Origin of the sequence: Acidobacterium capsulatum ATCC 51196, assembly GCF_000022565.1 — a bacterium.
Lineage (GTDB): Bacteria > Acidobacteriota > Terriglobia > Terriglobales > Acidobacteriaceae > Acidobacterium > Acidobacterium capsulatum.
Genome location: NC_012483.1, coordinates 4,012,486 through 4,031,725 on the forward strand (window position 1 = coordinate 4,012,486; position 19,240 = coordinate 4,031,725).

Sequence of the window (19,240 nt, forward strand, 5' to 3'; positions counted from 1 at the left end):
AGCGGAAGAGAGTCCTCAGTACGCCTGCAGCGGCTCAATCGGCAGGCGGACCTGAAAGCACGTCGAGCCCGGCTCTGAGGTCACCGTCACAAAGCCCCGGTGACGCCGCACAATGCGTTGCACCGTGTCCAGGCCGAGTCCCAGGCCGTCCCCCGGAGCCTTCGTCGAGAAGAAAGGCTCAAAGATCCTGTCCTGAATCTCCGGGGCAATGCCCGGCCCGTCGTCCTGGATTTCCACGACGACCGCCTCGCCCTCGTGCTTCACATTCAGCCGGATGCATCCCTCGCCGTGAGTCGCCTCCAGCGCGTTTTCCAGAACCGCTGTCCATACCTGGTTCAACTCGCTGCCATAAGCCGAAATGCGCGGCAGTCCTGGCTGAAAGTTCCGCTCAATCGACGTATGGCCCAGCCGCGACTGCATCATCACCAGCGTCGTCTCCAGCGACTGGGGAACATCCACGTCCTGAATCGGCGCCTGATCCATGTAGGAGTAGTCCTTGATCGCGGCAATCAGATCAAAGATGCGTGCCGTCGAGTCCACCATGGCCTGCGCCATGCGCTCGGTGCGCCGTGAGGAGGCAAACTGCCCCAGCACAATCGACAGGGAGGTATGCCCCATCAGACCGTCCAGTTCCTCCAGGTCCGCAACAGTAACCCGCGCCTCGCACAGGTCCGGGCAGATCTTCCAGGCATCCTCAATGGAGTGCGCCTGCAGCCAGTTGAGCAGTTGTTCCTCTTCCACGGTCCAGGGCTCATCCTTCGATGCCTGGGAGCGTTCCACAATCGCGCGCTGCCATCCGTGCAGCGCCTTCAGGCGCGCCTCGTCCAGGCACAAGCTGCCGAGGTCAAATTTATGCCGTCCATAGACCTTCAGCTCGCTCAGCAGACCCGCTGCCGAGCGCTGCGCGGCCGAGGCCGGATTATTCAGCTCATGCGCCAGATTGGCCGCCAGCTTGCCCAGCGCCGCCAGCTTCTCTGCCTGCTGCTCCAGCCGCGTCACCTCGCGCGCGCGGTCCACCAGCACTGAGACCGAGCGCTGCACCATCGAGGGTACGGCCCGAATCATCTCGTCAAACATCTCCCGCGGATACTGCAGCGCCCACACATCTGTGGTCGCCTGTCCGCGCCCGCCGTAAGTCTTCATGCGAGAGAAAGGCAACAGTCCGGTAATCTGTCCGGCCCGCCCAATAAAAATGGCCATCGGCCCGCTATGGTCCCGATGCACCTGAATCTCGCCCTGCAGCAAAATGGTCATCGCGTCGGCTGTCTCACCGGCGCGAAACAGAATCGAGCCCGCCCGCGCGCAGCGTTCCAGGCCGTTCTCTGCCAGCCACAGGTACTCTTCCTCGCTCATGCCTTGCAGCGCGCTCACACGCTTCAACGCGGCGACCAGCTCCGGCACCGGTGTGGGGTCCACCGGCACGAACTCAGGCATGGGAATGGAGGAGACCTGCATGCAGCGATGTTAACCGATGCCGGGCCGCGCCGCGACGAATCCGCCGGGAACTGCTTGGTATGACACGCAAAAGGATTTGTTGACGCAGTAAACGGGGAATGCCTTGATGGCGAGGGATTTTTCACCTGCCGGAAAATTCGCGCCGTCTTCGCCGCGCTCCTGATGGCGTCAGTTTGCGCCCCGGCGCACCTCTTCGAGCTTGCGCCTCGGCATGGTGTCAATCAGCGCATTCAGCTCGCCGGTGGCGATGGGCACATCCCGCACCAGCTTGGGCTTGCCGTCTTCACCCAGCAGCATCACCTCAAAGCGGTTCACGGGAACATGGAACTTCTCTCGCACGGCCTGCATCTGGTTTTCCGCCAGCAATGTCCAAGGCGCGTCCAGAGGCGTCGGCACCTGCTTCGCCCGAGGAACGATGGGCGTGAACAGCACAAAACGGTCCATCATGTCGTCTGCATCGGCGTCGAGCATCTGTTCCTGCTGCTTCAGCCGCGCGTCCGTGTCAGAGGGGCTGAAGACCAGCAGCGGACGCCAGCAATTCTTCATCTCCGCCAAATTCGCCGGCTGCACCTTGCAACTCAGCATGGCCTGCGCACGCAACACTGAAGGACATAAAACAGAACCACAGAAAAAAAGCGCAAGCGCCATGGCCGCGCACTTCGAAAGCCTCATATTTACTATTCCAACAAAAAGAGAAGGCAGCGGTCGAGCGCTGCCCTTACATCATCAATCGATGCTGTGCCGGAAAGGAAAGTTGTATACAGGTGTCCCAGGTCCGTGTGTCCGGACCCGGGACGTCCACTCCTAAGCTTCCTTCGGCTTTGCTCCCGCAGGCTGCGGGTAGCCATCCTTCACCGTTACCGGATCGAGGAAGGGCATCGCCGCGCGCAGCTTCTCGCCCACCGTCTCGATCGGGTGCTTGGCTTCCTGAGCGCGAATCGCGTCCAGCTCCTTGCGGCCCGTCTTGTTCTCTTCAATCCAGCGCTTGGCAAAGGTGCCGTCCTGAATATCGGTCAGCAGCTTCTTCATCGCCGCACGGGTCTCATCGGTCACAATGCGCGGGCCGGCCACGTAGTCGCCCCACTCCGCCGTGTCCGAGATGGAGTAGCGCATGTATGCCAGGCCGCCGCGATACATCAGGTCAACAATCAGCTTCAGCTCGTGCAGGCACTCAAAGTAGGCCACCTCGGGCTGATAGCCGGCATTCACCAGCGTCTCAAAGCCTGCCTTCACCAGCGCGGCAGTGCCGCCGCAAAGCACAGCCTGTTCGCCAAAGAGGTCGGTTTCGGTCTCTTCCTTGAAGGTCGTCTCCAGCACGCCCGCGCGGGTGCAGCCAATTGCTTTGGCATAAGCCAGCGCCAGCGCCAGCGCCTGCCCTGACGCATCCTGATGCACGGCCACCAGACCCGGCGTGCCGCCGCCTTCCACAAACACCTCGCGCACGCGGTGCCCCGGGGCCTTAGGAGCCACCAGCGACACATCCACATCCTTCGGCGGTTGAATCGCGTCGTAGCGAATGTTGAACCCATGCGCGAACATCAGCGTCTTGCCCGCCTTGAGGTGCGGCGCAATTGACTCTTCATAGATCGCGGCCTGCGCCGTGTCCGGAGCCAGAATCATGATCACATCGGCCCATGCCGCCACCTCGGCGACAGTGCCCGTTTCCAGACCGGCCTTCTTTGCCTTCTCAATCGAGCGGCTGTTGGGCGCCAGTCCCACGCGCACTTCCACGCCTGAGTCCTTCAGGCCGAGCGCATGTGCGTGGCCCTGCGAGCCGTAACCGATAATGGCAACCTTTTTCTGTTGAATGAGTGCCAGGTCGGCATCGTGATCGTAATAAGTCTTCGCCATGAGTCGTATTTTCCTCTTTTTTAGTTACAAATCTCTGGTTACAAATCTCAGTTCGGTGCCCCATGCAAGCCCGGTGTTGGCTTGCGTGGGATAGTTTCATCACTCTTCGCCGGGTGCCCCAGGTCCGTCTGTTCGGACCTGGGAAGGCCTCCCGCTACTCCTCGCCCATCGGCAGCGGCAATTCTTCTTCCTCCGCCAGTCCTTCATTCGCACCGCCATCGCTCTTGCGTTCAGTGCCATCGGTGTCCATGCCGGCGAGCCGCATGGCTTCAAGCACGCGGCTGGTGTGCTGCCCGCGCCGCATCACCATGCGGCCCGTGCGTGCCACTTCCAATATCTGGTCGCCGCTCTCGGTCAGTACCTGGATCAGCCCTTCAATCTTGCTCTCTACACCCGTCAGCTCGATCATCAGCGACTCGGGCGCCAGATCGACAATGCGCGCGCGAAAGACCTCGGCCAGCTCAAAGATGTGCGAGCGCGTTTGCACATTGGCCGCCACCTTGATCAGCGCCAACTCGCGCGTCACGCAGGAGAGCTGCCCCAGGTCATCCACCTCCAACACGTTTTCCAGCTTATAGAGGCTCGCCATGATGCGATGGCCCGCAGTCGGCGACGCCTCGGCCACAATCGTGATGCGCGAAACATCGGCGCGCTCTGAGCGGCCCACCGTGAGCGAAACAATATTGATGTTCAACCGGCGGAACAGCGATGCCACGCGCGTCAGCACGCCCGGTTTGTCTTCGACGAGTGCAACAAATGTGTGCAACATACAAGCCTCTTGCGAAAAGTGAGTGCAGCGTTACAACCTTGCGAGCCGTCGGGAAGAAAGCCAGCAGCGACAAATCAGTCAGAGGGGGTGCAGCCAGTCGAACAACAAGCCTGGCTGCTGGCCGTCTTTCCCCTGGCGGTCTCTTACCTGGCGGCTTCTTCCTACTGCTCCTCCGCCGTCTCCACCAGCGGGTTGTGCTCTGGCCGGCGAATCATCTCATGCAGCGCCGCGCCGGTCGGAATCATCGGGTACACCGAGTCTTCCTTCTCCACCATGAAGTTGATCAAAAACGGCGCCTTCGTCTTCCGCGCTTCTTCCACCGTCGGCACCACTTCTGGCCGCGTCTTTACCGCCGCGCCGCGAATACCATGCGCCTCGGCCAGCTTCACAAAATCCGGGCTCAGAATGGGCGACGACTCGTAGTTCTTCTCATAGAAGAACTCCTGCCACTGCCGCACCATGCCGAGATAGCCGTTGTTGATCACCGCGATGTTCAGGTCCACATTCTCCTGCGCCGCGGTGGAAAGCTCGGCGGCCGTCATCTGGAAGCCGCCATCGCCGGCCACCACCCACACCTCGCGCTCGGGGCAGGCAATCTTCGCGCCAATCGCGGCCGGCAGCGCAAAGCCCATCGTGCCCAGACCGCCTGAGGTAATCAGTGTCCGCGGCTCATCGTGCTTGTAGTACTGCGCCTCCCACATCTGGTGCTGGCCCACATCGGTGACGACAATCGCCTTGCCATCGGTCACGCGCCAGATGTCATGAATCACATGCGCCGCATACAGGTGTCCGTTGTCCGGAATATTCGTAATGTCGCGCACCGCCGCGCTGCCCTTGCTCGCGGCAATCTCGCGCAGCCATGGCGAATCCTTGCGCGCCGCCAGCCTCGGCAGCAACTGCTCCAGCACCTCGGCCAGGTCGCCAATCAGCGCCACATCGGCCTTTACATTCTTGTTGATCTCAGACGGATCGATCTCGATGTGAATCTTCTTCGCATTCGGCGCATAGGTTGCCAGCGTGCCCGTCACGCGGTCATCAAAGCGCATGCCGCAGGCAATCAGCAGATCCGCTTTCTGAATCGCCTCATTCACCCACGACTCGCCATGCATGCCCATCATGCCCAGCGAGAGAGGATGCGTCGCCGGAAATCCACCCAGCCCCAGCAGCGTCTGCGCCACCGGAATCTGCATGCGCTCGGCCAGCGTGCGCACCTGCTCCTCCGCGCCCGACTGCAGTACGCCGTGCCCGGCCAGAATCACAGGCCGCTTCGCATTGCGAATCAGCTCTGTTGCCTGCGACACGGCATCCTCTTCCACGCGCCGCATCGGATGATGCCGCCGCGCTTCAGCCGCCGCCGCCTCAAAATCGTAGTCCGCCACAGCCTGCTGCGCATCCTTGGTGATGTCGAGCAGCACCGGCCCGGGCCGACCTGAACTCGCAATCAGAAAAGCCTCGCGCAGCGCCGGAGCAATGTCTTCCGCGCGCGTGATCAGGTAGCTGTGCTTGGTCACCGGCAGCGTCACGCCCGTGATGTCCACTTCTTGAAAGGCATCCGAGCCCAGCACCTTGCTCGAAACCTGGCCGCTGATGCACACCAGCGGAATCGAGTCGAGCATCGCCGTCGCCAGCCCCGTCACCATGTTGGTTGCGCCCGGCCCGCTCGTGGCCACGGCTACGCCCACCTTGCCCGAGGCGCGCGCATAGCCATCGGCCATGTGTACCGCGCCCTGCTCATGCCGCACCAGCACATGCCGAATCGGAAACTTCCTGAGCGCGTCATACACCGGCAGAATCGCGCCGCCCGGATACCCGAAGACCGTATCCACGCCCTCGCCCGCCAGCACAGCCCACAGAATCTCCGCGCCCGTAAGCTTGGCAGACTCGGCGTTCGTTCTGGGGTCCGCGCCTGCGGCCGCCGCCTTCTTCTCCTTCGCCGCACTGCTTTCCTTACGGCTCAAAATCGCAGGTTCCTTTGCCTCGCGCATCAATCTCTCTCCTCAATCCTCGCGTCCACAGACCCTTGTCTTGAGTCCTGCACTTCGTTTCGTAATCGGGTGCCCCATGCAAACCCGTTGTTGGCTTGAGTGGGTGAACTATGATCGGGGTGCCCCGGGTCCGTGCGTTCGGACCCGGGACGGCCCATCCTTCTAGTTCGTTACCGCGCCCCGCGCCGCCGACGACACCGTATCCACATACTTCTTGAACACACCCCGCGAAAAATGCGGCGCAGGTTCCTTCCAGTCCTTCAGGCGTTCCTCAATTTGTGCGTCCGTTAGTTCCACATCGAGCCTGCGGTTTGGAATATCGAAGTGAATCATGTCGCCATTGCGCACCGCCGCAATCGGCCCGCGCACCGCGGCTTCAGGAGACACATGGCCCGCCATCAACCCGCGTGTCGCGCCCGAGAAGCGCCCATCCGTCAGCAGAGCCACCGTCTCGCTCAGTGCCGGAATGCCGGCAATCGCCGCCGTCACGCCGAGCATCTCGCGCATGCCCGGACCACCCTTCGGCCCCTCATAGCGAATCACCATCACGTCATCGGGCTGAATGCTGCCGTTCTCTACCGCCGCAAACGCATCCTGCTCGCGATCAAACACCCGCGCTGGTCCACGATGCGTGAGGCGGCTGTGCCCGGCGACCTTGATCACGCAACCTTCAGGAGCAAGATTGCCCTTGAGGATCACCAGGCCGCCCGTGGGTTTCAGCGCATTTGTAGCTGGAAAGATTACTTTTTGTCCCGGCTCTTCCACGGCCAGCGCAGCCTCTTCGGCCAGCGTGCGCCCGCTCGCATTGAGGCAGTCGCTGTGGATGTATCCGCCCTCGATCAGGCGCTTCGCCAGCAACCGGCTGCCGCCCGCTTTCTGGTAATCCGCAGCCACATACTTGCCGCCCGGCTTCATGTCGCAGAGCAGGGGAGTCTTCTCGCTGATGCGGTCGAAATCATCAATCGACAGGGCAATGCCGCGCTCATGAGCAATCGCCAGAAAGTGCAGCACCGCATTCGTCGAACCGCCCGAAGCCGCCACGCTGGCAATTGCATTTTCAAGCGACTCCTTCGTGATCAACTGGCTCGGGCGCAGATCGCGCTTCGCCAACTCCAGCACCAGCTTTCCGGCTTCTTTCGCACTCGCCAGCTTCTCGGGCAGAAACGCCGGCACGCCAGAGATCGACATCGGCGAAATGCCCATGAACTCGCAGGCCATCGCCATCGTGTTCGCCGTGAACTGTCCGCCGCACGCGCCCGCGCCTGGGCAGGCATTCGCTTCCACTGCCTCCAGGCCCGCGTCATCCAGCTTACCTGCGGCATGGGAGCCCACGGCCTCGAATACATCCTGCACCGTGAGATCCTTGCCGTTCAGGTGTCCTGGCGCAATCGAGCCGCCATACAGCATCAGCCCCGGCACATCGAGCCGCGCCAGCGCCATCACCGTGCCCGGCAGATTCTTGTCACAGCCCGCAATGCAGACGAGGCCGTCAAAAAGGTTGCCGCGCGTGACCAGTTCAATCGAGTCGGCAATCACTTCGCGGCTCACCAGCGAGGCCTTCATGCCTTCGGTGCCCATCGTGATGCCGTCTGAAATCGTCACCGTGTTGAACTCCATCGGCGTGCCGCCCGCTTCGCGAATGCCTTGCTTCACGGCCTCGGCAATCTGCCGCAGGTGAAAGTTGCAGGGGCCAATCTCGGTCCACGTATTCGCAATGCCGATGATGGGCTTGCGCAGGTCATCGCGGGTAAAGCCAATCGCGCGCAACATGGCGCGCGCCGGGGCGCGGTTCGGCCCTTCCGTGAGGGCCACACTGTTCTTCTTCGCCGATCCGTTCTGTTCGCTGCTCATTCTGTATCTTTCCCGGTTACGAATGCATGTTCCGCAAAGGAATCATTTGGGGTGCCCCAGGTCCGTGTGCGCGACCTGGGATGAAAAGAACCCTGTGGGTGCCCCATTCAAGCCCGTCGTTGGCTTGAGTGGGGTCGCCGTCTCTGAAGGGGGGCTTCAACTCGTCCGTGAAGCGGCCAGTCCTCCACGAGGAGCCAGCCAGAACTTCCCGTCATGCTCTTTCTCAAAAGCATCCAGCTTGTCCTGGTAGCGCATCGTCAGCCCGATATCGTCCAGCCCTTCGAGCAGGCAATAGCGTCGAAAGGCATCGATCTCAAAGCTGTCCGAGAACCCCTGCCCATCCTTCACCGTCTGCTCTTCGAGTGAAACCGTGAGTGAATAGCCTTGAGTCTTCTGCGCGCGCTCCAGAAGCGTATTCACGTCACCCTCCGACAGCTTCACCAGCAGAATGCCGTTCTTTCCCGCATTCGAGTGAAAGATATCGGCAAACGATGACGAAATGACGCAGCGAAATCCAAAGTCGCCGAGCGCCCATGCGGCATGTTCGCGCGAAGATCCGCAGCCGAAGTTCTTGTTCGCCACCAGAATCTGCGAACCCTTGTAGCGCGGCTGGTTCAGCTCAAATGCCGGGTCCTGCCGCCAGTCAAAAAACAGAAACTCCCCGTAGCCCGTGCGCTCAATGCGCTTCAAAAACTGCTTGGGAATAATCTGGTCAGTGTCCACATTGACGCGATCGAGCGGCGTCACCGTCGAGTGCAGAGTACGAAACGGTTGCATCAGGCCAGCACCTCCTCGCCCTTGAATTCCCACGTTCTGATGTCAGAGAAGTGTCCCGTGATCGCCGCCGCGGCTGCCATCATCGGGCTCACCAGGTGCGTGCGTCCGCCGCGTCCCTGGCGTCCTTCAAAGTTGCGGTTGCTGGTCGAGGCGCAGCGCTCGCCCGGCGTCAAAATGTCAGGATTCATCCCCAGGCACATCGAGCATCCCGGCTCACGCCATTCAAATCCAGCCTCGCGGAAAATCCTGTCCAGACCTTCCCGTTCGGCCTGCTCCTTCACGCGATGTGACCCCGGCACCACCATCGCGCGCACCTTTTCGTTCACGCGATAACCGGTCACCACCTTGGCCGCCGCGCGCAAATCTTCAATGCGCGAGTTCGTGCACGAGCCAATGAAGACCACATCAATCGCCACTTCTTCCATCGGCGTGCCCGGCTTGAGCCCCATGTACTCGAGCGCGCGCTCAATGCCGCGCTGGTCGGCCTCGCTCGCCGCCGTCTCCGGCCCCGGAATCTCATCCGTAATCGGAATCACCATTCCGGGATTCGTGCCCCATGTCACATAAGGCGTCAGCTCAATTGCCGGAATCACCAGTTCGCGATCAAACGTCGCGCCCTCATCCGTCTTCAGCTCGCTCCACGCGGCCACGGCCTCATCCCACGCCTTGCCCTTGGGCGAGTACTCACGGTCCTTCAGGTATGCAAAGGTCGTCTCATCGGGAGCGATCATGCCCGCCCGCGCGCCTGCTTCAATGCTCATGTTGCAGACCGTCATGCGGCCTTCCATCGAGAGCGAGCGAATCGCCGATCCGGCATACTCAATCACGTAGCCGGTCGCACCATCGGTGCCAATGCGGCCAATGATGCCGAGCACAATGTCCTTGGCCGTCACGCCCTCGGGCAGCTCGCCTTCGACCGAAATGCGAAAGGTCTTCGGGCGGCCCTGCGGCAGGCACTGCGTCGCCATCACATGCTCAACTTCTGAGGTGCCAATGCCAAACGCCAGCGCACCAAAGGCGCCATGCGTCGAGGTGTGCGAGTCGCCGCACACAATCGTCATGCCCGGCTTCGTCAGTCCCAGCTCCGGACCAATCACATGCACAATGCCTTGCTCGCGCGACTGCACGTCAAAGAGTTCCACGCCAAACTCGGCGCAGTTGCGGCGCAGCGCATCGATCTGCCGCGCGGCAATCTCGTCCTTGATGATCAGCCGGTCGGCGGCAATCGTCGGAACGTTATGGTCCACAGTGGCCACCGTGCGATCGGGCCGCCGCAGCTTGCGTCCCGTCATGCGCAGCCCGTCAAAGGCCTGCGGCGAGGTCACCTCATGCACCAGGTGCAGATCAATATAGAGCAGCGCCGGTTCATTGGCCGGCTCGGCCACCAGATGCTGCTCCCATACCTTTTCAAACAGTGTCTTTGCCATCACGCTCACTTCACTTCTTGAAATTCAAAGAGACATTGGGTGCCCCGTTCAAGCCTGTTGTTAGCTTGAATGGGCCGTTCCTTGATTGCGGGTGCCCCGGGTCCGTCTTTTCGGACCCGGGAAAACTCTTACACCGCGTGCAGCGCCTGATTCCGGTCAATCCGCTCGCACAGCGTGCGATACACCTGCTTGCCCATCTCCTTGGTGGAGAGCACATTCTGCTGCTGCCCCCGCGCCAGATCGGCCGTACGGTAACCTTCCATCAGTACCGACTTCACGGCCTCTTCCACGGCAACCGCATCCTGCTCCAGACCCGCCGAGTGCCGCAGCAGCATCGCAGCCGTCAAAATCGCGCCCAGCGGATTCGCCAGTCCCTTGCCAGCAATGTCCGGCGCCGAGCCATGCACCGGCTCATACAGGTTCACCTGTCCGCCAATCGTTGCCGAGGGCAGCATGCCGAGCGAGCCCGTGATCACCGCCGCCTCGTCTGAAAGAATGTCGCCGAAGAGGTTCTCCGTCAGCACCACGTCAAAGTTGCGCGGCGTATTCATCAGGTGCATCGAGCACGCATCCACATACTGGTGTTCCAGCGTCACGTCGGGATACTGCTGGGCTACCTCGGTGACGGTAGCGCGCCAGAGCTGCGAAACCTCGAGCACGTTGGCCTTGTCCACTGACGTCAGCTTCTTGCGCCGCTTCCCGGCCAGCTCAAACGCAATGCGCGCCACGCGAATCACCTCTTCGCGCGTATACCGCATCGTGTTCCATGCCGAGCCTGCCTCGCGATCCCACGCGCGCGGCTCGCCAAAATAAAGTCCGCCCAGCAGCTCGCGCACAAACAGAATGTCCGCGCCGTCCACCACCTCGGGCCGCAGCGGCGAGTTCTGCGTCAGCGCCGAATACGCAAATGAGGGCCGCAGATTCGCAAAGCCGCCCAGCGCCTGCCGCAGCTGCAGCAGACCCGCTTCCGGCCGGCGATCCGGGGGCAGGGAATTGAACTCATTGCCGCCCACCGCGCCCAGAAACACCGCGTCGCTTTCAAGCGCCACATCCAGCGTCTCAGCCGGCAGCGGAGTGCCCTTGGCCTTGATCGCCACGCCGCCAATCAGCGCTTCACGAAAGGTAAAGTCATGGCCGCCCAGCTCTCCCACGGCCTTCAAAATCTTTACTGCCTCGCCGGTTACTTCCGGCCCAATGCCATCACCCGCGACAACCAAAATCTGCAACTTCATCCACTGCCTCGTCTGTATTGTGGTTCCTGCTAAAAGGGATAAGTATGGTTACGAATTCGCCGGAACTTCCGGCACAAGATCCGCATGCCGCTGGTGGTGCGCCACCAGGTTGATCAAGTCCTGGTCATACACCGCCTTCTTGCGGTCGGCCAGCGCTGTGAAGGCGTGATAGGTTTCCTCAATATCTTCCGGCCCCAGCACATAGCCCAGGTCCTTCAGCCGCGCCTTCAGCGCCGCGCGGCCAGAGTGCTTGCCGAGCACCATGCGATTCGACGGCACGCCTACCGCCGAGGGCGTAATGATCTCGTACGTCAGCGGATTCGACAGCACGCCATGCTGATGAATGCCCGCCTCATGCGCAAAGGCATTCGCGCCCACAATCGCCTTGTTGGGCGAGGGGCCAAAGCTGATCGTCTGCCCCAGTTGCTGGCTCGCCGGATACAGCTTCTCCAACTGAATTCCGTGCTCCACCGGATACTTGTCCTTCCGCACGTGAAGCGCCGCGGCAATCTCTTCGAGCGCCGCATTGCCCGCGCGCTCTCCAATGCCGTTGATGGTGCACTCCACCTGCCGCGCACCGGCTTCAATCGCCGCCAGCGCGTTGGCGGTCGCCAGGCCAAGATCATCATGCGTGTGCGCGGACAAGATCACCTTGTCCGCGCCCGGCACCTTCGCAAGCACCGTGCGAAACATCGCGCCATACTCATTCGGCACCGCGTAGCCCACCGTGTCCGGCAGGTTGATCGTCGTCGCTCCGGCCTCGATGGCCACCTTCACCATCTCGCACAAAAAGTCGAGATCGGTGCGCGTCGAGTCTTCCGGAGAAAACTCCACATAGTCCACATACTGCCGTGCCAGCCTTACAGAAGAGCCCGCCTGCTCCAGTGCTTCGGCGCGGCTGATCTTCAGCTTGTACTCAAGGTGAATGTCCGAGCTGGCCAGAAAGATGTGAATGCGCGGCTTCGAGCCGGTTTCCACCGCCTGCGCGGCGCGCACAATGTCTTCCTTGCGCGAGCGCGACAGCGACGCCACGCTGGGACCGCGCACTTCGCTCGCAATCGTGCGAATCGCTTCAAAGTCCCCGTCCGAGGCGGCGGCAAAGCCTGCTTCCAGAATGTCCACGCCCAGGTTTTCGAGCGTTCGGGCCATCTGCAGCTTCTCTGCGGCAGTCATGCTGCAGCCGGGGGCCTGTTCCCCATCGCGAAGCGTCGTATCGAAGAAATAGAGGCGATCTTGTGTCATCACAAACCTTCACAAATCAAAAACTCGTCCAACTCATCGGGAAGCGAGCCATCCACCCGTCATCCCGTTCACGAACTTGTCATCCCGGCCCGAGTTCAGCGGGTGCCCCATGCAAGCACCGTGTTGGCTTGAGTGGGGCATGGCTTGAGTAGGGTAGTTCAACTCTCAACCATTACCGCTCAACCGTCGCATCCGGCACTAACAACAGTCTGCCCACTGCCGCTCCATAATGCAAATGGATAATTTTTATAAAAATCATAGAAAAAAGTAATACACTGCGAGCCTGAACATGATTTGAGGTTTTCTCCTTATGGATCTCTGGCAGCTCGAAACCTTTCTCGCCGTCGTCGAGGAGCGCGGCTTCTCCCGCGCCGCCACGCGTCTGCACCGCACGCAACCGGCCGTCAGCCAGACGATCCGCAAGCTCGAAGAGGAGCTGGGCGAGCAGCTCTTTGAGCGCACCAGCCGCGAAGGCACGCTCACCAGCGCAGGAGAGCTCTTGCGCAGCTACGCCGAGCGCCTGTTACGCCTGCGCGCCGAGGCCCAGATCGCCATCGAGGAGCTGCAATCGCTCGAGCGCGGCCGTCTCGTCATCGCCGCCAACGAATACACCTGTCTTTATCTGCTGCCGGTGCTCGATGAGTTCCGCCGCGTCTGCCCGCAGATTGGCGTCACGGTGCAACGCTCACTGGCCAGCCGCATTCCCGAGCATCTGCTGGAGCGCTCGGTCGAGTTTGGCATCATCACTTTCCGGCCCGATCGCGCGCAGTTCCAGGCCACCGCCGTCTACTCTGACGGAGCAGCCTTCGTCATGAGCCCCGAGCATCCTCTGGCCCGGCTCTCCGAGGTCCCCATCCGGGAACTCGGCGCGGAAAACTTCGTCGCCCATAACGTCGCCTCGCCGCTACGCCAGCGCATCATTGAGGTTTTTGCCGTCCACCAGACGCCTCTCAACATTGGCGTCGAGCTGCCCAGCCTTGAAGCCGTCAAGCGTTACGTGGGCCTCGGTAACGGTGTGGCGCTCGTCCCCACGCTCACCGTCGAGCCGGAGTTGCGCCGGGGTGAGCTCATCCACGTGCCCATTCCAGAGATCGCCATCACCCGCACCCTGTGGCTCGTCCAGCGGCGCGGGGTGCGCATTTCCCATGCCGGAGCCGCCTTTTTGCGCGTTGTCGAGCGCATCGCCGCCGAGCGGGGGAACCCATTCCTTTACCGGATTGAGCAAGATTAGCGTTTCCCCCTCTTACCGAATGCCTCGCGGCAGGTACAATGAGCGGGTGGGCGGAACACCAGCAAGGCTCACGATTTCTCCGAAACAGCCCGAGAGGCTTGCAGCCTGCGGTGCTTTTCTGCAGGCGAGAGGTTTTTGAACGAATGAAGAAGAGTTGGTTGCTTTTCGTACTGCTGCCGTTGATGGCAGTAGCAGCAATGGGGCAAGAGAGCCGCATGGATGTCAGCGGCAGCGCATCGGGCCTGATTCCGCCCTTCGTCGCTGGATCGGGTGCCGTTTACCTGCACTCCAACACGGGACTCGGTGGACTGGTGAGCTATCGCTATGACCTGACCCCGCGCAGTCAGCTGGAAGCCAACTATGGCTATGCGCAGATGAAGGAGCACTTCTCCAGCCCCAGCTACAACTACATCGTGAACACGCGCCGGCAGGAAGTCACCTTCGCCTACGTGCAGAACTTCTACTTCCATAACTTCAATCCGTTCATTGAAGCTGGTGGCGGCATCGGCATCTACACGCCCATCGACAACACCTACACCACGATCACCGTCTCCAACCTCAAGCAGCAGATGCTGCCCACCGCGCTCTACGGCGTCGGTTTCGCCTACGAACTGAGCCCAAGCTGGGACCTCCGCGTCGAATACCGTGGCCTCATCAGCAAGACGCCTGAGTTCGGCTACACGCCCTTCAACACGCGGCGCTACTACAACGTGAACGACCCGGTTATCGGCTTCGCGTACCACTTCTAAGCGCACCGGCTCACGCCGTTCCCGCTGGAAGACACGCATCTCGACCCCGCAGCAAGATACAGAACAGCCCCGGCGAGCATCGCTCCCGGGGCTGTTCTGTGTTCAGGCGTTCTGTCCTGCTTCGGGCTGCCCAAACTATCGGGTGCCCCTATTTCTCTCTTTTGGAGATGGGGCCGGGTGCTCCACATCTCGCTTTTGAGATGTGGGTATACAGCCGTCACTACCTCTCGTCCGGGTGCCCCGGGGCCGTCCCTTCAGACCCGGGATTCACCTCACCTCTGCCCATTCAACAGCCGGTAGCCGATCCCGATCGAGATTCCCTGCGGATGCATCCCGTTATTCGGAATTTCTGGCCCGAGGTTCGGCGCCTTTGGCCAATCCAGATATTCGTAGTCCGCGCGAACGTCAATCCGCGGCGTGAGCTGGTAATCGAGTGTCCCTCCAGGCCCAAAGGCAAAGTAGCTGCCCTTGCCAATCCGGTCAGGAAACACCTCGCGCCCCGCGCCCATCATGAATTTCACAAACGCAGACGCGCTATGCCAGCGATATACGCGATAGCGCGGCCCCAGCAGATAATGCTGCTGCTTCTCGCCCTGGCTGCCGTGGTAGTTCAGCCAGTTCGCCTCGCCTTCCATGCCCCAGCGGGGCTTCAGATTCACATCAAAGAAAAACCCCACGCCCGCCAGATCGCTCGCCGTGTAATCGCTCGTCGTGTAGCCGTCGATGAAACCCTTGGGCAGGGAATCGGGCTTGAAGAGCGAAGCCTCCGCGCCCACCACCACAGAACCACCGCCGCCGGTCGTCGAAGGCCGCACCTGCGCCATGGACGCCTGGGCCACCAGCAGCAGCAGTGCGGGAGCCGCCGCCCATCCTAAGAACTTTTTGAGCACCATTACCTCTCCTCGTCTCTCACACGAGCGTTTCATGGACCAATGTTGCGGGGGAAACTCATAGAAAAAATTAGAGAAATCTAATCCTCTCATCTCCTCTGGCCGCAGGCCAATCGCCTGCCTTCTCTGGCTCCGTGTCTCTTCCGGCTTGCAAAAAAAATTGGGAGCCAGTGATGGCTCCCAATCGGTGTTGAGGGTGGAATCAGCCGCTCAGCGCGTCTGCGGCTGACCCTGCGGAGGATTCTGCTGCGGTTGCCCCGGATTAGGTCCCGGATTCTGCCCCTGGCCCGGTTCGGGCAGATTCTGCTCCTGCACGGGGCCGGGCTGATTCGGCGCTGCGCCTTGGACTTGGCCCTGATCAGGCCCCTGACCCTGCGCCGCCCCCTGGTTCGCTCCCGGATTCGCCCCCTGATTCTGGTCCGCGCCCTGGGCCGGTGCCGCTTGCGGCGGTGCCGGCGCCTGATACGGCTGCAGGCGGAAGTAGATCGGCGTGATCTCAAACGGCATCTTGTCGCTCGCGTTCAGCAGCGGAGCCGGGCTCACATTCAGCGTCTCCACCTGATCGTTCCAGGGGTCGATCTTCAGATGGCTGTCCAGCGGCAGCGCGGCAATCTGCTGCAGGTTGGCCGGGTCCAGCTTCGGCGCGCCGTTCAGGAACGTCGCCATCCAAGGCTGCCCGTTGGCCTGCAGCAGGGGATCGCCCAGCCGAGGCGTCAGCAACTGCTTCAGCGCCTTCTGGCGATCCATGAGCTGCTCAAAGAACAGTCCCACCTCGCCCGACTTCGACGCATACACCGAGTGCGCAAACAGCTCCTCGGCCTTCTTGGCCGCCGAGGCGTTGTCCGCCGTCGTGTGGCTCATCTCGATCTTCTGGAAGGCCGCTTCGTCGGGGAAGAGCAGACGGTCGCTGAAGGCATAGCGCGTGTCAATGTGGTGCCCCAGCTCAATCTGCGCCAACTGGAAGCTCAGCACCGCCGCCAGATCGGCCTCGGTCGGCAGCACATCCACCAGCCCCTTGCTGATCAGGATGGTGTTGCCCACCGCCAGCGTTTCGAGCGGCTCGGTCAGCAGCACGCGGCAGTGAATCGGCCCTGGCAGCGCCAGATTGTTGCCAATCACCACGTTCTCGACCACCTGGTCCAGCACCTTGTCAAACGGGCTGGGGGCAGCCAGCAGACCCGCTGCCTGCAGCCGGTCGAGCACATTGTTCTGCGCCTCGGTCACCCACTGCCGTTCGGCCTGCAGAGGACTCATATCGGTCGCATTCTGGCTCTCGTCCTGGGCGTTTTCAATGTCCACGGACTCCTGCTCCTGCGCGCGCTGCGGCGTCTTGAGCGAGTAGCCCCAATAGAACGTCTGCCCGCGCAGCCCCACCGACTTCGACGACTCCGTGCGGTGCGTCTCCTCGACGTAGATCGCGAGCGGCATCCACAGGCCCGGCTGAATGTTCTGCCGCCAGCTATCGAAGTGGTAGTAGTGGTTCTCCGGGTCGTTGGGGTTGTTCGTGTACGTGCCGTTGAAGCGCACGATGTGGCCGCCGTCATCCTCGACCCAGATGCGGCCAAAGAAGCGGCCCGGCCCCGTGTGCTTCTTCGGGCGCACGTCAAAGACCGTCGTCCTTATCTCGCCCAGAAACTCCTGCCGCACAAACGAGAAGGTGTAGTGCTGCTCATTGAAGCCCGACGGGTCAATGAACATCATGTCCATGAAGCCGGTCGGATTGTCCGTCAGGTGAAAGGATTTCGTCAGGTCTGACAGGTACTTGAGCGTGCCATGCAGAAAGCCAGTCTTCGTCTGCTTCGCGTTGTAGGAGTACGCGTCAAAGCCCTTGCTGAAGTCCACACGCGCAATCGAATACTCATCCTTGACCGGCACCTGGTAGAGCTTCGGGTCCGGGCGCATGTCCTGGATGTAGGTCTGCACCACCGGCGTGTCCTTCTCAATCGCGCGAATGGTGACCTGCTCCTGCTGAATCGCCTCGTGGATCAGTTGCTGCTGCTGCGGCGTCAGCGGCGCAGTCTCCATTCTGTATTTGTGCCTTCTGGCCCATGCCGGCGCCAGACTCAGGGTCAGCACCAGACCCAGCACGCAAGACTTACGAAACATTGATGGCTCCTGACTGCATTTTTATCGTCCCGGCATCCCGCCGGCCCGTTGTTCAATCTCTCTGTTCCGGCCCCGGCCGGAGTCTCCTGTGAATCCATGATTACCACGCCACGGGATATCACCCGCCGCATCCCTCAAAAACTCCCCAAGGCCGCTAGGTCATTTGGAATGAGATGCGAATGAGGCTCACCTGGTCCACCGGATGCCCATCCCGGGTCGCCGGCTTGAAGCGAATCTTCTCGGCTGCGGCAATGGCCTGCTGGTCCAGCCCCGCGCCCAGTCCACGCACCACGCCCAGCACCTGTACCTGTCCCTGCGCCGTGAACCGCACCCGCAGCGTCACATCGCCCTGAATATGCTCGGCCCGCGCCTGGGCAGTGTACTGCGGTAGCGGCTTCCACAACACCACAATCGGAGTCGTCTGCGCCTGCTGCACCTGCCCATGCGCCCCGCCGTTGCCATACATATTGCCGCCAAACGAAGGCTGGGCCACGCGTCCATGTCCGCCCGGACGCCCCGTGCCGCCCACCACGCCGCTGCCAAAGCCGGTGGAGGCTACCGTGCCGCGGCTCCGACCGCCGGGAACGCCTGACGACACCCCGGAGCCAAAGTTCACGCCATGCACCGCGCCGCGCCGGGCCGCACCCGCGCCCTGGCTCGCGCCCGGAGCTGAGTGAAAGGCTCCCACCGCTGCCACCGTGGGCCGCTGGTTGGCGTTCGGATTCGGATGCACACCCTCGGGATCGCCAAAGCCGCCCGTGTGCATCGTGGGCCGCTGCCGGTTGTTCGCCACTGCCGTCGGCCGCGCGCTTTGAAACAGACCCACCTTCGGCTTCGGAGGCGGAGCCACCCGCACCGGCGGCGCTGGCCGGAACTTCGGCAGCACCGGCTCCGGCGTCTTGATATGCACCGGCTTCGGCGGCGGAGGCGGCGTCTTCACCGGCGCCGGAGGAATAATCTTCGAGGGCTGCGTCTCCGTAATCTTCGGCGGAGGCGGCAGATGCACCGGCGGCGGGGGAATATAAGGCTTCGGCTGGGGAATGGGGAAGATCAGCTCTGTAGACTGCATCTGATGGATGCGCTGATGCACCTGCGAGACGGTCAGCAGAATAGCCAGCGCCGCAATCAGCACATTCACAACCAGGCTGACACCAAACGACCCGAAGCGCTTTTCTTCTTCCGGCAGCAGTCCGAAATTATCGTGCTTCGAACGGTCTGTCGTTGCCATAAACAGCGATTACTCCCAAGGGGTTAAGGCGGGCGTACCCGCCGTCATCATCGTTCTCGAGCGCTTCCTCGAAGACCTCGTCCGAGACTCTGCCATCTGTTTGCATGCATCTCGATGGCCATTCTCGTGGCCGTTCTCTTCTGGAGAGAGCCGGAACTGTGTTGTGAGCCATTTACAGCCCGCAAGCCTGAAAGAAAGGGTTGGAAATTGCGATTCGGGACCGGCGAACGCGCGCAACTGCCCGGTCTCTCTGCTGCGAGCATAACCCGTTCGTCACCAATTTGCTCTCCCACAAAAGCAGGAGGTCACTCGCTTCGGTAACCATGCCCCTCCCGGCGCCGCATTCACGCATCGCCTTACCAATACGAGATGCGCACCCACACGCATTCGCTCGCGGGCCGGAGAGAAAATTTTGTCTGTATTCCAAAAACGGAACCGTGGACGCAA

General features: G+C 61.7%; 15 protein-coding genes. 2 read left to right on the forward strand and 13 right to left on the reverse strand.

The window, feature by feature from the left end:
• Window positions 1-15: 15 nt before the first annotated feature.
• The 10 genes from ACP_RS16560 to ACP_RS16605 form a co-directional block, all read right to left on the reverse strand.
• Window positions 16-1,434 (reverse strand): sensor histidine kinase, encoded by a 1,419-nt coding sequence (locus tag ACP_RS16560; protein WP_041840442.1) that lies wholly within the window; start codon window positions 1,432-1,434, stop codon window positions 16-18.
• A 189-nt stretch (window positions 1,435-1,623) separates the two neighbouring features.
• Window positions 1,624-2,001 (reverse strand): DUF4174 domain-containing protein, encoded by a 378-nt coding sequence (locus ACP_RS16565; RefSeq protein ID WP_169306005.1) that lies wholly within the window; start codon window positions 1,999-2,001, stop codon window positions 1,624-1,626.
• A gap of 258 nt (window positions 2,002-2,259) precedes the next feature.
• Window positions 2,260-3,306 (reverse strand): ketol-acid reductoisomerase, encoded by a 1,047-nt coding sequence (gene ilvC / locus ACP_RS16570; RefSeq protein ID WP_015898493.1) that lies wholly within the window; start codon window positions 3,304-3,306, stop codon window positions 2,260-2,262.
• A 154-nt stretch (window positions 3,307-3,460) separates the two neighbouring features.
• Window positions 3,461-4,075: an acetolactate synthase small subunit gene (ilvN, locus tag ACP_RS16575; RefSeq protein WP_015898494.1), complete on the reverse strand. Its 615-nt coding sequence runs from the start codon at window positions 4,073-4,075 to the stop codon at window positions 3,461-3,463.
• 161 nt (window positions 4,076-4,236) lie between these two features.
• On the reverse strand, window positions 4,237-6,060 hold the full coding sequence (gene ilvB / locus ACP_RS16580; RefSeq protein WP_083770649.1) for a biosynthetic-type acetolactate synthase large subunit: 1,824 nt from the start codon (window positions 6,058-6,060) through the stop codon (window positions 4,237-4,239).
• A gap of 162 nt (window positions 6,061-6,222) precedes the next feature.
• Window positions 6,223-7,911, reverse strand: a complete 1,689-nt coding sequence (ilvD, locus tag ACP_RS16585; RefSeq protein ID WP_015898496.1) for a dihydroxy-acid dehydratase — start codon at window positions 7,909-7,911, stop codon at window positions 6,223-6,225.
• 156 nt (window positions 7,912-8,067) lie between these two features.
• Window positions 8,068-8,688 (reverse strand): 3-isopropylmalate dehydratase small subunit, encoded by a 621-nt coding sequence (leuD, locus tag ACP_RS16590; RefSeq protein WP_015898497.1) that lies wholly within the window; start codon window positions 8,686-8,688, stop codon window positions 8,068-8,070.
• Window positions 8,688-10,115: a 3-isopropylmalate dehydratase large subunit gene (leuC, locus tag ACP_RS16595; RefSeq protein WP_015898498.1), complete on the reverse strand. Its 1,428-nt coding sequence runs from the start codon at window positions 10,113-10,115 to the stop codon at window positions 8,688-8,690. The genes leuD and leuC overlap by 1 nt, the downstream gene beginning before the upstream one ends.
• Window positions 10,116-10,243: 128 nt before the next feature.
• Window positions 10,244-11,347, reverse strand: a complete 1,104-nt coding sequence (leuB, locus tag ACP_RS16600) for a 3-isopropylmalate dehydrogenase (protein WP_015898499.1) — start codon at window positions 11,345-11,347, stop codon at window positions 10,244-10,246.
• Window positions 11,348-11,395: 48 nt separating this feature from the next.
• The gene (locus ACP_RS16605) at window positions 11,396-12,589 is read right to left on the reverse strand and encodes a 2-isopropylmalate synthase (protein ID WP_015898500.1); all 1,194 of its coding nucleotides are present in this window, start codon (window positions 12,587-12,589) and stop codon (window positions 11,396-11,398) included.
• Window positions 12,590-12,899: 310 nt separating this feature from the next.
• Between ACP_RS16605 and ACP_RS16610 the strand changes: the two genes are divergently transcribed.
• Window positions 12,900-13,820 (forward strand): LysR family transcriptional regulator, encoded by a 921-nt coding sequence (locus ACP_RS16610; protein ID WP_015898501.1) that lies wholly within the window; start codon window positions 12,900-12,902, stop codon window positions 13,818-13,820.
• A 143-nt stretch (window positions 13,821-13,963) separates the two neighbouring features.
• Window positions 13,964-14,569: an acyloxyacyl hydrolase gene (locus tag ACP_RS16615; RefSeq protein ID WP_041839702.1), complete on the forward strand. Its 606-nt coding sequence runs from the start codon at window positions 13,964-13,966 to the stop codon at window positions 14,567-14,569.
• 272 nt (window positions 14,570-14,841) lie between these two features.
• Here ACP_RS16615 and ACP_RS16620 read toward each other — a convergent pair whose 3' ends face one another.
• From ACP_RS16620 to ACP_RS16630, 3 genes are all read right to left on the reverse strand, one after another.
• Complete coding sequence (locus tag ACP_RS16620; RefSeq protein ID WP_015898503.1) at window positions 14,842-15,462, reverse strand: outer membrane beta-barrel protein; 621 nt, start codon at window positions 15,460-15,462, stop codon at window positions 14,842-14,844.
• Between the two features lie 207 nt (window positions 15,463-15,669).
• The gene (locus ACP_RS16625) at window positions 15,670-17,565 is read right to left on the reverse strand and encodes a M48 family metalloprotease (RefSeq protein ID WP_015898504.1); all 1,896 of its coding nucleotides are present in this window, start codon (window positions 17,563-17,565) and stop codon (window positions 15,670-15,672) included.
• Window positions 17,566-17,719: 154 nt separating this feature from the next.
• Window positions 17,720-18,793 carry an energy transducer TonB gene (locus tag ACP_RS16630; RefSeq protein ID WP_015898505.1) on the reverse strand — a complete coding sequence of 358 codons (1,074 nt, stop codon included), beginning with the start codon at window positions 18,791-18,793 and terminating at the stop codon, window positions 17,720-17,722.
• Window positions 18,794-19,240: the final 447 nt, after the last annotated feature.

Bases quoted from the DNA above. Each gene is read 5' to 3' on its own strand.
- ACP_RS16615 (WP_041839702.1), top strand. From the start codon at position 13,964: ATGAAGAAGAGTTGGTTGCTTTTCGTACTGCTGCCGTTGATGGCAGTA.
- ACP_RS16560 (WP_041840442.1), bottom strand. From the start codon at position 1,434: ATGCCTGAGTTCGTGCCGGTGGACCCCACACCGGTGCCGGAGCTGGTC.
- ACP_RS16630 (WP_015898505.1), bottom strand. From the start codon at position 18,793: ATGGCAACGACAGACCGTTCGAAGCACGATAATTTCGGACTGCTGCCG.
- ilvD (WP_015898496.1), bottom strand. From the start codon at position 7,911: ATGAGCAGCGAACAGAACGGATCGGCGAAGAAGAACAGTGTGGCCCTC.
- ACP_RS16610 (WP_015898501.1), top strand. From the start codon at position 12,900: ATGGATCTCTGGCAGCTCGAAACCTTTCTCGCCGTCGTCGAGGAGCGC.
- leuC (WP_015898498.1), bottom strand. From the start codon at position 10,115: ATGGCAAAGACACTGTTTGAAAAGGTATGGGAGCAGCATCTGGTGGCC.
- ilvN (WP_015898494.1), bottom strand. From the start codon at position 4,075: ATGTTGCACACATTTGTTGCACTCGTCGAAGACAAACCGGGCGTGCTG.
- ACP_RS16565 (WP_169306005.1), bottom strand. From the start codon at position 2,001: ATGAAGAATTGCTGGCGTCCGCTGCTGGTCTTCAGCCCCTCTGACACG.
- ilvB (WP_083770649.1), bottom strand. From the start codon at position 6,060: ATGCGCGAGGCAAAGGAACCTGCGATTTTGAGCCGTAAGGAAAGCAGT.
- ilvC (WP_015898493.1), bottom strand. From the start codon at position 3,306: ATGGCGAAGACTTATTACGATCACGATGCCGACCTGGCACTCATTCAA.
- ACP_RS16620 (WP_015898503.1), bottom strand. From the start codon at position 15,462: ATGGTGCTCAAAAAGTTCTTAGGATGGGCGGCGGCTCCCGCACTGCTG.
- ACP_RS16605 (WP_015898500.1), bottom strand. From the start codon at position 12,589: ATGACACAAGATCGCCTCTATTTCTTCGATACGACGCTTCGCGATGGG.
- leuD (WP_015898497.1), bottom strand. From the start codon at position 8,688: ATGCAACCGTTTCGTACTCTGCACTCGACGGTGACGCCGCTCGATCGC.
- leuB (WP_015898499.1), bottom strand. From the start codon at position 11,347: ATGAAGTTGCAGATTTTGGTTGTCGCGGGTGATGGCATTGGGCCGGAA.
- ACP_RS16625 (WP_015898504.1), bottom strand. From the start codon at position 17,565: ATGTTTCGTAAGTCTTGCGTGCTGGGTCTGGTGCTGACCCTGAGTCTG.